Below are 13,901 nucleotides of genomic sequence, written 5' to 3'. Positions count from 1 at the left end.
AGGTCCACGCGCCTTTCCGGGCACAGATGATCGGTGCCGCCGAGGACACCGATGCGGCCCAGCTCCGTGTGGTGCACCACCGGCGGCGCGATGCCGTCGGCGAACACCTCCCGCTCCAGCGAGGTGGGTGATTGCCTGTGCGACACCAGGACCCGGCCGTCGGGCGGTCTCGCGTTCGCCAGATCACCGCCGCGTCCTCGATGAAGTCGATCGTCTGCGCGTCCCCGTCGGGCAGGTGTAACCACGTCGGCTCCGCCTGCACGGCCGCGGCGCGAACCCGAATCGCCATGGTGCTCGCTCCCCTGTACTCGCCTGTGAGATCCAGTGTCGTGCAGCGACTACGGCGATCCACAGACCTGCAGCGCCATCCCACTGACAACCAGTGCCAGCCGATGGCTAGGCGAGGTGGGTCCGCCGGTACTCGCGCGGAGTCATCCCCGTCTCCTGGTGGAAGACCCGGTAGAAATGCCGTTCCGAGGCGAACCCCGACGCGAACGCGACCGCGGCGGGCGCGTGGAACCGCTCGCAGGCGATCAGCTTCTCGGCATGGCGGATACGCAGCCGGCGCAGGGTCGTGTGCAGGCTCTCACCCGGACCGTCGAAGAGGCGGAACAGCGTCCGGCGGGAGATATGGCAGGCCGCGGCGATCTCGTCGGCGGTGAGGTCGGCATCGGTGTAGTTCTCGCGCAGGAAGGCCAGGACGTGCTCGCGGTGCAGTGCCGCGCCGGGGGTGTCGACGGGCGCGGTGCCCGCGGCCAGCAGGACGGCGGAGCCGAAGAGGTCGACGGCACCGCGCGCCAGCAGGTCGGCCTGGTCGGGCGCGTCCTGCTGCAGCCGGGCCAGGTCACGGAAGAAGGCGGCGACCACCCCGGCCGCGCCGGTCGCGGGCAGCGTGACGGCGGTCGGCATGGCCAGCCGGCCGAGTCCGGGCAGCTCGCGCAGCAGCCGGATCGGCACCTGCACGTTCACCTGCTCGAACCGCTCCCCCTCGGTCCAGTGATAGGGCCGCGACGTGTCGAAGAAGGTCATCTGACCGGGCAGGATCAGGGCCGAGCGGCCGTCCTGGTCGAGCCGGGCGCGGCCCTCGGTCTGAATGCCGACGAGCAGATACTGCTCACCGGATCGGGCGATATGGCCGGTGTCGCGGCGGAATTCGTGATTGCGGCCGGTGAGCGTCGTCAGGTGACAGTCGGGCGCGCCGGCGAGCGCCCTGGTGACGACCCGGCCGTAGAAGGGGCGATCCGCGTAGGGGTGGACGGCGAGGGGTTCCGGCCGCTCCCATCGATCGCAGGCCACCGGACCAGCGAAAACCTCGCTGCGCAAGCCTCTTTCGACCAGCGGGCGGTGCGCCCGTTCAGGCGCCCGCCAGCTCGGCCCGCACCGGTTCCCGGCGGGCCACCCGGCCGCTGGGTACCCGGAAGTTGTCGCGCTCGCCGCAGGTGGGCGGGGTGGGGCGCAGACCGCGGGTGAGGTCGAGGTCGGCGTAGAGGAGGCCTTCGGCGCCCTCGGCCAGTGGGGTGGCCAGCTCCAGGCCACCGGGGCCGAAGATGCGGGAGACACCGCCACCACCGCGCAGCAGCCGGCGATCGGGCAGGCGGGCGTCGACCACTTCCCAGCCGGCGACCGGCACCACGGCGACGGGGGCGATCACGTAGGCCGCGCCGTCCATCGCGTAGCGCACGCTGGCCGCGGTATTGAGTTCCGGGCCCCATTCCTTGCCCTCGCCGTAGTACACGGTGAAGCCGGACCAGGACGCGATATGGATCTGTTCGCGCTCCTCCTGCATGCGGGCGCGCAGCGCGGGGCGCATGTGGTCGGCGCCGCCGAGCACGCCGATCCGGCCGTGTTCGGTGTCGCGCACCAGCACCTCGTCGTCGGCGGCGCTGAAGACGGTGCGCTCGAGGCCGGTCGGTTCCCCCTTGCGGGCGACCGAGATCTCGCCCTGCACGTCGATGAGCGCCTGCGACATGAACACCTCACGACCCGCGCGCTCGGCGAAACCGATCGACACGTGAATGCCTTTGCGGCGCGCGGCATAGGCGATGGCACGCAACTCAGGGCCGTCGGCGGTGAGCGAATTGGCGAGATAGCGCGCGAGGAACTCCTCGCCCCAATCGACCGAGTTGAGCCACATCCACCACGGGAATCCGGGCAGGAATGTCTCGGGAAACGCGACCAGCCGCGCACCACCGTCAGCGGCCTCGTCGATCAGCCCGATGGCCTGCTCGACCCCGGCGGACAGGTTCAACCACTTCGGCTCGGCTTGCACCGCAGCAACGCGTACCCGACCAAACATCGTGACCCCTTGTCGCTCAATCCTTGAAAGGTGTTCGATTCACTCTCTCGCAGATAGCGCGGACATAAACTGTCATAGCGTGCCACTCGACTGACCGTCCGTGCCAAACCGGCGATACTCCCCGGGAGTCCGGCCTGTTTCCCGACGAAAGGCCCGGTAGAACTGCCGTTCCGTGGCGAAGCCCGACGCCACGCCGATGGCAGCGAACGTCAGGTCCGGTCTGGAGACCAGCATTCCACACGCACGCCGCACACGAAGCCGCCGCAGCAGATCGGTGGGTGATTCACCGTGCTCCTCGAACACGCGGTACACCGACCGCCGGGAAACGAAACACGCCGCCGCGAGGGAATCGATCGTCAGCGCCGGATCGGTGTAGTTGGCCCGCAAATAGGCCAGCACTCCTTCGCGCGTCAGCGAATTCTCCGCGGGCCGGTTCAGCGGCCGGCCCGCCACCAGCGAGGCCGCCGAGGCGAGCAGGTCGATGGCGGTTTCGGTGAGCGCGGCGGCCTGGGCGGTGTCGCGATCCTGTAAGCGCGCCAGGTCGGTCAGGAACCCGCTGACGATCGCGACCGGCCCGTCGGCGGGAATGGTGCGGGCGGTCGGGATCCGGACCGTCGACATGCCCGGCCTGCGGTGCACGGCGTCCATCGGGATCTGCACGATGACCTGCTCGATGTCCTCGCCGACCCGCCATTCGTAGGGCGCGTTCGATTCGTAGAACACCATTTCCCCCACCGCAACCCGGGTACTGCGGCCGTGCTGGCTGAGCACGGCCGATCCCCCGGTGTGAATACTGACCAGCAGATACTCCTCTGCTGCCCGCGCGATCAGCGACCGCGTCCTGGTGACCTCCTGGGCGGTCGAGGTCAGCCGGGACAGGCCGAAATCCGGATAGGCGTGGTGCGCGATGCGGCCGTGGAACGATTCCGCGCCCGCCGGGCGCGCGGCCAGCGGCACGTAGGTCTGCGTCAGCATGGCTTCCCACTGCTGGAACTGTTCCCCGGCGCCGGCGTCGGCGCCGACGGCGAGCACCCCGGGAAGACGGGAACGATCAACTGCTGCCGGAACATCGACTGTCATGGGGACACCTCGTCGTATTCGTATTCACACGACGTAAGACTCGTCGAGTACCCCCCTCGACTGGGAAGAGGATATCACCGACGGAAAAGAATTCTTTTCAGAAACGGATCGATGGTGACAGGCCCCACTCGGCGGTCACAGACCGGAACACATCGCATATCCGGCGCGGTATTCCCCCGGCGCCATTCCGAATTCCGCGTTGAACGCCCGGTAGAAGTGACGTTCGGCGGCGAATCCGGCCGCCGCGGCCACTTCTTCGATCGGTCGCATACGCCCGTCGCGCAATAATTCGCACGCGTGTTCGAGACGCATCCTGAGCAATCGGCGGGCCGGGCTTTCCTCGCCCTCGAACAGCCGGTACAGGGTGCGGCGCGAGATCGCGAAGCGCTGCGCGACGGTATCGACGGTGAGGTCGGCGTCGGCGAACCGGCGCCGCATGAAGGCGAGGATCCTGGCGCGGGTCAGCTCGGCGGCCGACGGGCCGCGCGGCACCGACCCGGCGGCGAGTTGCAGCGCCGAGGCCAGCAGCCCGACGCCGTGGCGTGCGAGCTCGGCGGCCACCTCCGGGTCGCCGTGCTGCATGCGGGCCAGCCCGCGGAAGTACGCGCCCACCGCGGCGGCGGGATGCTCGGGCCCGAGCGCGACCGCCGACGGGATCGTGGCCAGGGGCGCGCCGACCGCGGCCAGCGCGTCGATCGGCACCTGGACCACCACCTTGTCGAAGTCCTCGTCGATCTCCCAGCGATAGGGTCGCGCGCTGTCGTAGAAGACCATGCTGCCCGCGTCCACATGCGCGATCCGGCCGTCCTGGTGCATCACCCCGCGCCCGCCCAGGTAGATGCTGGCCAGGATGTGCCGGTCGGCGCCCGCCTCGACCAGCCGGGGCGTGCGCCGGACGGTCTGCGCGCCTGCCTGCACCGAGGTGACCAGGAGGTCGTCGTAGGCCGTCGCCGCGATCCGGCCACCGAAGACCTCGGTGCGATGCGGCGCGACGGCGAGCGGAATGTAGGTCTCGCTCATCAGCGATTCCCACCGCTCGACCACTCCGCGCTGGGACAGCTCGCCGCCGGCTCGAACAGCCACCGTCGTCCGTTGACTCATGACCGCTCAGCCCCCTCCGTCACTCGGCTCCGAGTGCGCTCAGTATGCCACGGGAATACGGACATAACGCCCAGGAAGTGCGGGGTCACGCGGTATGGAGCCGGGGCTCGCCACCCGGGGGCATATGCCCGGTGACCAGGCGGTATTCGCCCGGAGTCATCCCGGTCTCGACCCGGAACGCCCGGAAGAAGTGCCGCTCGGAGGCGAAGCCGGAGGCGAGCGCGATCGAGGCCGTCGCCCGGGTGGTGTCGCGCAGGAGCAGTACCTGCGCGCACTCGACCCGCATCCGCCGCAGCACCGTGCTCAGGCCGTCACCGGCCTCGTCGAAGAGGCGGTACAGGCTGCGCCGCGACACCAGGCAGGCCCGCGCGATCTCGTCCACCGTCAGCGCCGGATCGGTACATCGGGCCCGCATGAACGACAGCACCTGCTCCCGCGACAGCGCCTGCGCCGACTGCCCCGTCGGCAGCGTGCCACCGGCCAGGGTGACCGCCGAGGCCAGCAACTTGACCCCGTTGTCGGCCAGCACCACCGCCTGCTCCGGCGCGCTCTGCTGGATGCGGGCCAGATCGCGGAAGAACCCGGCGACCACGCCGGCCGGACTCTCGGCGTGCACCGTCGTCGCGGTGGGCAGCGCGCCGCGCCCGGTCGGCACGTGCTCGCCGAGCACCGACAGCGGCACCCGGGCCACCACCTGCGACCAGGAGCCGTCGATGTCCCAGTGATAGGGCCGGGTGGTGTCGTAGAAGACCATGTCGCCCGGACGCAGCACGGCGATCCGCCCGTCCTGGTGCAGCCTGCCGAAGCCCTCGGTGAGGATGCTGACGAACAGGAACTCGCCGTCGGTGCGCGCGATGCCGCTCTTGGTACGCCGAATGCGCTGACCGCTGGCCCCGACGGTCGACAATTCGAACCCGGGCAGACTGCCGCGCACGATGCGGCCGTGGAACACCTCGTCGCGTTCGGGGTCCACCGCGAGCGGCACGTAGCTTTCCGACAGCAAGGATTCCCACTCCGCGAAAGCCTCGCCCGCCGCCAATTCCGGACTGTCGTTCAGTTTCAGCTCGACGAGAGGCTCAGACGACTCCACGCCAACCACCCCGCTTTCCTGCGAACCGACCAGCAAACCGTGGGCGCGACAACGAATCACCCGTCACCCGGTGTCCGAGCCTGCCAGATCGACCGGGTCGTTGCCAACGAGTGATTCACAATGGAAATATCGCCGCAGCTCAAATCTTCAACCGACCCCGGCGTTTACAGGTGATTCGGCCCGCGCCGCCCAGTGACCACCGCAACCTTGTGACGCTAATCACCGCAGCGTGCGGTTCGTCGTGTCGCGCTCAGCGCAGCGCCACGCGCGCCCGGGCAACCATCCGGTATTCGCCCGGTGTCATTCCCGTGATCTCCCGGAACACCCGATAGAACTGCCGTTCGGTGGCGAAACCGGAGGCTGCGGCGACCGTCGCGATCGAGCCGATCTCCCCGGCCTCCAGCAACTTTCGGGCGCGCTCCACCCGCAGCCCGCGCAGCACGGCGCCGAGTCCGCCGTCGAACTCCGCCACGATGCGGTACAGCGTCCGCCGCGACACCCGGCAGGCGTCGGCGATCCGGTCGACCGTCAGGCCCGGATCGGTGTAGTTGGCGCGCACGTAGTCCAGCACCCGCTGACTGCTCATCGCCTCCGCGTGCGCGTGGCCGGGGCGACCGCCCGCGGCGATCACCGCGGCCGCGCCGACGAGATCGATCCCGCTGCCCGCCAGGATCGCCGCGGCGTCCGGATCGGAGTGGCGCAGTTCGGCCACCCGCTGGAAGAAGCGGGCGAGCGTGGTGCCGACACCGCCCGCGCCGAGCATCAACCCGGCGGGCAGCGCCTCGGCCCTGATACCGAGGAAGTCGACGACCCGCTGGCGGGGCACCCGGATCGTGAGGTCCTCGATGGCCCCGGTCGAACGCCACAGGATCGGGCGGGAGGTGTCGTAGAAGATCATCGACCCCGGCGTCAGCACGACGCGATGCCCGGCGTGCTCCACCTCGGCCCGGCCGGCGAGCACGACGCTGCCGATGACATGGAATTCGTCGGCCCTGGCGATGTGCCGCCGGGTGCGGCGCAGCTCGTGCCCCTGCACGCGCACCGTTCCCACGGCGACCTCGCCGAAGTCGGCCGAGCGGATCCGGCCGCCGAAGGCACCGTCGACCGTCGGCGCGATCGACACCTCGGTGAGCGCACTCCCGACCAGGTCCGCCCAGAATTCGAACGCGTCCGGCGTCGCCGTCCGCTCGGTCGAGCAGACTTCGGGAAAACCCTCGAACCCCTGCATCGCCCGATCGTTGCACCAGCGCCGACCCCGTGTCAGGAAATTTGGCGAACATCACCGTTCGCCTAGCTAACGATGGGTGTGGCCTGTAGCTTCTCCCGGAACTCACCCGGGGTCGTGCCGGTCGCCACCCGGAACACCCGGTAGAAGTGACGTTCCGAGGCGAAGCCCGCCGCGGCCGCCACCGCGCCGAACGGCCGCGCCGGATCCGCCCGCAGCAACGCCTTGGCACGCTCGATCCGCATGCTGGACAACCGTGCGCGCACACCGCCATCGGCACTACCGAAGACGCGATACAGCGCCCGTCGCGAGAGCGGCCGACGAATTCGCCGCGATCGTGAGCGCGGCGGGCGTGGTCGGCTCGGTCCAGCCACCCCGCTCGGACAGCACCGGAATCGGCACCTGGATGACGATCTGCTCGAACAGCCCATCGGACTCCCACCAGTTCGGCCGCCTGCTGTCGACGAACACCATGTCGCCGGGCCGCAGTTCGGCGAGCCGGTCGTCCTGGCGCACCCGGCCCGCCCCGCTCAGGCAGATGCCGACGTAGAGCATCTCCGCGCTCGACCGGGCGATCAGCCGTTCGGTGCGGGTCACCCGCTGCCCGCTCGAGCGCAGCGTCGAGAACTCGACACCGTCGACCGCGCCGTAGGTGAGGGTGCCGCGGAAGAACCGCATCCCGGGCAGCGGTTCGACCGCCACCGGCACGTAGGCGTTGGACATGACGGCTTCCCACTCGTCGAACGAGTCCACCGAGGCGACGGCAGGGCCGACCATGCGCTCCGCCTTTCCGCGTCGGCCGTTGCTTCGACCCTCGACACCACCGCCCGGACCGTTGTCGCCCGAGGTGGTGCACTTTATCCGGAATCACCGCTGGCAGGGCTATCAATCCCGCGCCCGAAGGTGTCTTTCGTCATGCCGCCCGGCGCGGATGGGCGAGGATCTGCAGCGCCAGCAGGGCCACCACCGCGAACGTGGCGATGAGCACAACCACCCACACCGTCGGGTAGTCCCAGAGCAGGAACACCGCCGCGGCGACGATCAGCACCACGGTCCGCAGCACCCCGAGGTTCGCGGCGACGACACCGGACACCCGGCCGCCCTCCCCGCGGCGCATCCGCGCGATCGCGCCGTCGAGGGTGTCGCGCGACTTGGTGGCGAGTGCCGACGGCCCGGCCAGGTAGGCGCCGACCGCCGTGAGCGCACCGATCAGCGCGATCACGCGGGTGCTCACCCGCAGCGGATGGACGAGCGTGTCGTAGACCGTCCTGGCCACCTCGACCGAGATCGACCGCGCCGACAGATGATCGAGATAGACCGCGCGCGCGATCAGCAGCGCGGCGGCGAGCACCACCATCGACACCAGCACACTCAGGCCGACCGCGAGCAGCGCGCGGCGCCGGGAACCACGCCCCGCCACCAGCACCGCGCCGATCGCACAGGCCAGCGTGGCGATACCGAACGCGATCGCGCCCCGGTCGAGCAACCGCGCGGCCCGCTGGGCCTTCGCCAGATCCTCGGATTCGACCAGGACGAATTCGCCGCGCGATTCGAGGTCGAGACGAGCCAGGGCGAAGCCGCGCTCCTCGAGCTCGGCCTCCAGCTGCCGCAGCATCGGTTCCAGCGAGATCGAGACGACACCCTCCGTATTCACCTGCAGCACACCGTCTTCCCGGCCGGTGAGCGCCGCGACCATGGCGCGGTGAGCCTGCCGGTTCGCCGTCTCCCACAGCCGCGCGAAGCGGTCGCTGCGCACCAGCGCGTCCGCCGCGTCCCGCACCAGCTTCTCGGACTGCGCGGTCAGCAGGGCGGGCACACTGCGCAGCGCCGCCTCGACGCGCGGGTTGCGGTCACGGCGCTCGGCGAAGGAGTCGACCAGTTCGGTCGCGGCGCCCTGCACGTCGACGCGCGTCATGACCGCCTCGGTCAGCCTGGCCGCGAGGGCGTCCTGGACCACCGGGTCCTCGGCCAGGGGCACCATGGTCTCGACGTAGTGATCGGTATCGAGGAGTTCGGCGCGCACGAAGCCCGCCACCACGGTCGTGAGGGTGAGCAGGCCGGTCACGCAGACCAGCAAGGCCACGGCTATCCGCCTGGTCGTGCGAGCAACTCCACCAGAACCGTCTGCCATCTGCCCGGCTTCCTCGCTGACGTCGAGGAACCCATCGTATCGCCGACCGACCGGCGAGGACAGCAACTACACAGCGGCTACTCGCCGCAGCACCCACCGGCGGCGGGCAGGGTCCTGGTCTCCCTGGTCTGGGCGTTGCGGGCGGCGAGGTCGGCGTCGGCCGGGTAGTCGACGCGGACCAGGCTCAGGCCGTGCGCGGGCGCGACCGTCACCGAGCTCGATCGCTCGGTCTCGGTCAGCAGGCTCGCCACCCACTCGGGCGTGCGGCGGCCCTCGCCGACGGCCAGCACCGCGCCGACCAGGCTGCGCACCATCGACCAGCAGAACGCGTCCGCGCTGACGTGCGCGTTCAGCAGCTCGCCGTCGCGCTCCCAGTCGAACCGCTGTAGCTCACGCACGGTGGTCGCGCCCTCACGGCGGCGGCAGAAGGCGGCGAAATCGTGCAGGCCGAGCAGCTGCCGGGAGGCCGCGCGCATGGCGTCGAGGTCGAGACCGGGCTTGGCGGCCACCACACTGCGCGCCCGCAGCGGTTCGGCGCCGTAGCGGGCGGTGGTGAGCCGGTAGACGTAGTGGCGACGGGTCGCGGAGAAGCGGGCGTCGAACTCCGGCGGCGCGGGCGCGACCTCGGTGATGCGCACGTCCTTGGGCAGGAACCGCGCCATCCGGTACAGCAGTTTGTCGGCGTCGAGGTCGCCGGTCGTGTCGAAATGCGCGACCTGGCCCTCGGCGTGCACCCCGGCGTCGGTGCGCCCAGCGACGGTGAGCTGGATCGGCTCGCGGAACACCTTCGACAGCGACTCCTCGAGCGTGCCCTGCACCGTGCGCAACCCCGGCTGACGTGCCCAGCCGGTGAAATCGGTGCCGTCGTAGCTGATCCCGAGCCGCACCCGGATCGCTTCCCGCTCGGTGTCGTCCATCGCTTCCTCCGCGCCTGCTGTCACTGGCAAAAGAACGAGCCCGTCACCCACGAAGGGTGACGGGCTCGGCCGGAAACCTGAGAATCAGGCGTCCTTCTTGTCCTCGGTGGCCTCGTCGGCGGCCGGGGCGTCGGCCACGGTCTCCTCGACGACGGTCTCCTCGGCCTCGGCGGCCGGGGCGGCCTCGGCCTTCTGCGAAGCGGCGACGCGACGGGCCCGGTCGGCCTCGTTGGTCACGGTCTTCTCACGGACGAGCTCGATGACGGCCATCGGCGCGTTGTCACCCTTGCGCGGCAGCGCCTTGGTGATGCGGGTGTAGCCACCCTCGCGACCCTCGAACGAGGGGCCGATCTCCGCGAACAGCGCGTGCACGATGTCCTTGTTGCGGATGACCTTCATGACCTCGCGACGGTCGGCAAGGGTGCCGCCCTTCGCCTTGGTGATGAGCTTCTCGGCGTAGGGGCGAACCGCCTTGGCCTTCGACTCGGTGGTCGTGATACGACCGTGCTCGAAAAGCGCCGTGGCCAGGTTGGCGAAGATCGCCTTCTGGTGCGACGCCGACCCGCCGAAGCGAGCACCCTTCTTGGGCTTAGGCATTGGATTCTCCTTGGGAAAGGTTCACCGGGGGTGCCCCCCTGGCGACCTAGAGCTGTTCGGTCTCGGCGTAGTCCTGCTCGCCGCCGTCGGTGTCACTGAACGTGCCGCTGTCGCTCCACGTTCCGGTGCTCGCGTCGTAACCCACCACGGAGGACGGGTCGAACGACGCCGGGCTGTCCTTGAGCGAGAGGCCGAGCGCGTGGAGCTTGACCTTCACCTCGTCGATGGACTTCTGGCCGAAGTTGCGGATGTCGAGCAGATCCGACTCGGTGCGGGCGACGAGCTCGCCCACGGTGTGCACACCCTCGCGCTTGAGGCAGTTGTAGGACCGGACGGTGAGGTCCAGGTCCTCGATCGGCAGACCGAAGGAGGCGATGTGATCCGCCTCGGCCGGGCTGGGGCCGATCTCGATGCCCTCGGCTTCGACGTTGAGCTCACGGGCCAGGCCGAAGAGCTCGACCAGGGTCTTGCCCGCCGAGGCGAGCGCGTCCCGCGCCGTGATGGAGTTCTTGGTCTCCACGTCGAGGATGAGACGGTCGAAGTCGGTGCGCTGCTCGACACGGGTGGCCTCGACCTTGTAGGTCACCTTGAGCACCGGGGAGTAGATCGAATCCACCGGGATCCGGCCGATTTCCGCACCGGTCGCCTTGTTCTGCACGGCGGGCACGTAACCGCGGCCCCGCTCGACGACGAGCTCGATCTCGAGCTTGCCCTTGTCGTTCAGGGTGGCGATGTGCATGTCCGGGTTGTGCACGACGACGCCGGCCGGAGGCACGATGTCACCAGCGGTGACGGTGCCGGGGCCCTGCTTACGCACGTACATGGTGACCGGCTCGTCCTCTTCGGAGGACACGACCAGACCCTTGAGGTTCAGGATGATGTCGGTGACGTCTTCCTTCACACCGGGAACGGTGGTGAACTCGTGCAGGACACCGTCGATGCGGATGCTCGTGACCGCAGCCCCCGGGATGGAGGACAGCAGGGTACGACGCAGCGAGTTGCCGAGGGTGTAACCGAAGCCCGGCTCGAGGGGTTCGATGGTGAACTTCGAGCGGTTCTCCGCCACAACCTCTTCGGTCAGTGTCGGACGCTGGGAAATCAGCATGAGGATCTACTTCCTGTTCAGGGCATCCGCTATTTGATGCCTCGTCAGTGAGTGCGGGGGTCGCCCTGTGCGCGACCCCCACCAAAAGCGCTTACTTCGAGTAGTACTCGACGATGAGCTGTTCCTGCAGCGGCACATCGATCTGCGCGCGCTCGGGCAGCTGGTGCACCAGGATGCGCAGGCGGCCGGGGACGACCTGCAGCCAACCGGGAACCGGACGCTCGCCGACGGTCTCACGCGCGACCTGGAACGGCAGGGTCGGCAGCGACTTCTCCTTGACATCGATGATGTCGTACTGGGAGACCTGGTAGCTCGGGACGTTCACCTTGACGCCGTTGACCACGAAGTGGCCGTGGCTGACGAGCTGACGAGCCTGACGACGGGTGCGCGCCAGACCGGCGCGGTACACGACGTTGTCCAGACGCGACTCGAGCAGACGGAGCAGGTTGTCGCCGGTCTTGCCCTTGAGGCGGTTGGCCTCTTCGTAGTAGCGACGGAACTGCTTCTCCATGACGCCGTAGGAGAAGCGAGCCTTCTGCTTCTCCTGCAGCTGCATCAGGTACTCGGATTCCTTGATCCGCGCGCGGCCGTGCTGGCCGGGCGGGTAAGGACGACGCTCGAACGCCTGGTCGCCTCCGACGAGGTCGACGCGCAGACGACGCGACTTGCGGGTGATGGGGCCGGTATAACGTGCCATTTTAAGCTTTTTCCTTTCCCGCTGTTAGACGCGACGCCGCTTGGGCGGACGGCAGCCGTTGTGCGGCTGGGGGGTGACATCGGAGATCGAGCCGACCTCCAGGCCAGCGGCCTGCAGCGAACGGATCGCGGTCTCGCGGCCCGAACCCGGGCCCTTCACGAACACGTCGACCTTCTTGACACCGTTCTCCTGCGCCTTGCGGGCAGCGTTCTCGGCGGCGAGCTGCGCGGCGAACGGGGTGCTCTTACGCGAACCCTTGAAGCCGACGTGGCCCGACGACGCCCACGAGATGACATTGCCCTCGGGGTCGGTGATCGAGACGATGGTGTTGTTGAACGTGCTCTTGATGTGCGCGTGGCCGTGCGGGATGTTCTTCTTATCCCGGCGACGCGACTTCTGAGTCTTCTTCGGGCCAGCGGCCCGGCTCTTCGGAGGCATACGCTATCCCTACTTCTTCTTGCCGGCGACGGTCTTCTTCGGACCCTTACGCGTACGCGCGTTGGTCTTGGTGCGCTGACCACGAACGGGCAGGCCACGGCGGTGGCGGATGCCCTGGTAGCAGCCGATCTCGATCTTGCGGCGAATATCGGCCTGGACCTCGCGGCGCAGGTCACCTTCGACCTTCATGTCAGAGGCTTCGATGTAGTCACGAAGCTTGGTCAGGTCGTCGTCGCTGAGATCCTTCGAGCGCAGGTCCGGGCTGACGCCGGTCTGAGCCAGGATCTCGGTGGCGCGGGTGCGCCCGATTCCGAAAATGTAGGTCAACGCGATCTCCATGCGCTTTTCGCGCGGGAGATCGACGCCCATCAGACGTGCCATGTGGCAGGTTCCTTAATGGTTGCGGAGGTCTGCTCCCTGTCCGTCCCCCCGTCTTTCAGGTGGGGGCACCGGCCTCCGTACCGGTGGTTGGCGCGCACAAGTACGTGCGTGCTGGAGCTGGGAGTTCTTCTTTTTCGGTCAGTCCGATCAGACGATCGGTGCCCGGTGGTGCTGCTGGATCAGCCCTGGCGCTGCTTGTGGCGCAGGTTGTCGCAGATCACCATGACCCGGCCGTGACGGCGGATCACCTTGCACTTCTCGCAGATCTTCTTGACGCTCGGCTGAACCTTCACGTCCGTCCAATCTTTTCTTGGTCCACAAGGGTCTGTGAACACAGTTTTTCCCCAGCCGACGACTGGGGAAGTCTTGTAGCGCGCTCCGGCCGGGGCCGGAACACCAGGCGACGCCGCGTGCCGTCAGGCTCGCGGCGTCGAGCAGGTCTCACTTGTAGCGGTAGACAATCCGGCCGCGGGACAGGTCGTACGGCGACAGCTCGACGACCACGCGGTCTTCCGGAAGGATGCGAATGTAGTGCTGCCGCATCTTTCCGCTGATGTGCGCGAGAACCTTGTGACCGTTCTCGAGCTCGATCCGGAACATCGCATTGGGCAGCGGCTCGACAACTCGACCCTCGACCTCGATGGCCCCGTCTTTCTTCGCCATATCCTCCGCGATCCCGGTTATGCTTCTAACCTGAGTTTGGATTGCCTCGTAGCTGCCCGCTGGCATGCGAACAGTCGGCGCATAGGTGCACCGCCGCTCAAGCTTACCGGTACCGCACTCCAGAGGCAAAAACGCCCCGAACCGGCCACCGGTCCGGCGCGGTCGGCCGACCGGAGGCGC

At 68.7% G+C, this 13,901-nt stretch carries 17 protein-coding genes; all 17 read right to left on the bottom strand.

The window, feature by feature from the left end; genetic code table 11:
- Window positions 1-396: 396 nt before the first annotated feature.
- Complete coding sequence (locus tag ACFVW6_RS23085; protein WP_378829660.1) at window positions 397-1,296, bottom strand: helix-turn-helix domain-containing protein; 900 nt, start codon at window positions 1,294-1,296, stop codon at window positions 397-399.
- A gap of 58 nt (window positions 1,297-1,354) precedes the next feature.
- Window positions 1,355-2,296 carry a nitrilase-related carbon-nitrogen hydrolase gene (locus tag ACFVW6_RS23080; RefSeq protein WP_378829658.1) on the bottom strand — a complete coding sequence of 314 codons (942 nt, stop codon included), beginning with the start codon at window positions 2,294-2,296 and terminating at the stop codon, window positions 1,355-1,357.
- 72 nt (window positions 2,297-2,368) lie between these two features.
- Window positions 2,369-3,376, bottom strand: coding sequence for a helix-turn-helix domain-containing protein (locus ACFVW6_RS23075; RefSeq protein ID WP_378829656.1), 1,008 nt, complete (start codon window positions 3,374-3,376; stop codon window positions 2,369-2,371).
- 135 nt (window positions 3,377-3,511) lie between these two features.
- Window positions 3,512-4,459 carry a helix-turn-helix domain-containing protein gene (locus ACFVW6_RS23070; RefSeq protein WP_378829654.1) on the bottom strand — a complete coding sequence of 316 codons (948 nt, stop codon included), beginning with the start codon at window positions 4,457-4,459 and terminating at the stop codon, window positions 3,512-3,514.
- Between the two features lie 103 nt (window positions 4,460-4,562).
- A complete protein-coding gene (locus ACFVW6_RS23065; RefSeq protein ID WP_378829652.1) occupies window positions 4,563-5,567 on the bottom strand; it encodes a helix-turn-helix domain-containing protein in 1,005 nt (334 codons plus the stop codon).
- Window positions 5,568-5,817: 250 nt separating this feature from the next.
- Window positions 5,818-6,795: a helix-turn-helix domain-containing protein gene (locus ACFVW6_RS23060; RefSeq protein ID WP_378829650.1), complete on the bottom strand. Its 978-nt coding sequence runs from the start codon at window positions 6,793-6,795 to the stop codon at window positions 5,818-5,820.
- Between the two features lie 62 nt (window positions 6,796-6,857).
- Window positions 6,858-7,058: a helix-turn-helix domain-containing protein gene (locus ACFVW6_RS23055; RefSeq protein ID WP_378829648.1), complete on the bottom strand. Its 201-nt coding sequence runs from the start codon at window positions 7,056-7,058 to the stop codon at window positions 6,858-6,860.
- A gap of 13 nt (window positions 7,059-7,071) precedes the next feature.
- Window positions 7,072-7,569: a hypothetical protein gene (locus ACFVW6_RS23050; protein ID WP_378829646.1), complete on the bottom strand. Its 498-nt coding sequence runs from the start codon at window positions 7,567-7,569 to the stop codon at window positions 7,072-7,074.
- Between the two features lie 136 nt (window positions 7,570-7,705).
- The gene (locus tag ACFVW6_RS23045; RefSeq protein WP_378829643.1) at window positions 7,706-8,923 is read right to left on the bottom strand and encodes a hypothetical protein; all 1,218 of its coding nucleotides are present in this window, start codon (window positions 8,921-8,923) and stop codon (window positions 7,706-7,708) included.
- A gap of 77 nt (window positions 8,924-9,000) precedes the next feature.
- The gene (truA, locus tag ACFVW6_RS23040) at window positions 9,001-9,840 is read right to left on the bottom strand and encodes a tRNA pseudouridine(38-40) synthase TruA (RefSeq protein WP_355271367.1); all 840 of its coding nucleotides are present in this window, start codon (window positions 9,838-9,840) and stop codon (window positions 9,001-9,003) included.
- A gap of 84 nt (window positions 9,841-9,924) precedes the next feature.
- Window positions 9,925-10,437 carry a 50S ribosomal protein L17 gene (rplQ, locus tag ACFVW6_RS23035; protein ID WP_019045113.1) on the bottom strand — a complete coding sequence of 171 codons (513 nt, stop codon included), beginning with the start codon at window positions 10,435-10,437 and terminating at the stop codon, window positions 9,925-9,927.
- Between the two features lie 46 nt (window positions 10,438-10,483).
- Entirely contained in the window at window positions 10,484-11,542 is a 1,059-nt protein-coding gene (locus ACFVW6_RS23030) for a DNA-directed RNA polymerase subunit alpha (protein WP_022567324.1), read from the bottom strand.
- 91 nt (window positions 11,543-11,633) lie between these two features.
- Entirely contained in the window at window positions 11,634-12,239 is a 606-nt protein-coding gene (rpsD, locus tag ACFVW6_RS23025; protein WP_218717566.1) for a 30S ribosomal protein S4, read from the bottom strand.
- A 24-nt stretch (window positions 12,240-12,263) separates the two neighbouring features.
- Entirely contained in the window at window positions 12,264-12,677 is a 414-nt protein-coding gene (gene rpsK / locus ACFVW6_RS23020; RefSeq protein WP_019045110.1) for a 30S ribosomal protein S11, read from the bottom strand.
- Between the two features lie 9 nt (window positions 12,678-12,686).
- A complete protein-coding gene (rpsM, locus tag ACFVW6_RS23015) occupies window positions 12,687-13,058 on the bottom strand; it encodes a 30S ribosomal protein S13 (RefSeq protein WP_355271363.1) in 372 nt (123 codons plus the stop codon).
- 179 nt (window positions 13,059-13,237) lie between these two features.
- Window positions 13,238-13,351, bottom strand: a complete 114-nt coding sequence (rpmJ, locus tag ACFVW6_RS23010) for a 50S ribosomal protein L36 (protein WP_011207363.1) — start codon at window positions 13,349-13,351, stop codon at window positions 13,238-13,240.
- A gap of 148 nt (window positions 13,352-13,499) precedes the next feature.
- Window positions 13,500-13,721, bottom strand: a complete 222-nt coding sequence (gene infA, locus ACFVW6_RS23005) for a translation initiation factor IF-1 (protein ID WP_003418601.1) — start codon at window positions 13,719-13,721, stop codon at window positions 13,500-13,502.
- Window positions 13,722-13,901: the final 180 nt, after the last annotated feature.

The sequence above is a fragment of the Nocardia sp. NPDC058244 genome, from assembly GCF_042882065.1.
In the GTDB taxonomy this organism is placed as follows: Bacteria; Actinomycetota; Actinomycetes; order Mycobacteriales; family Mycobacteriaceae; genus Nocardia.
This window is presented reverse-complemented; position numbering and strand designations above follow the sequence as displayed.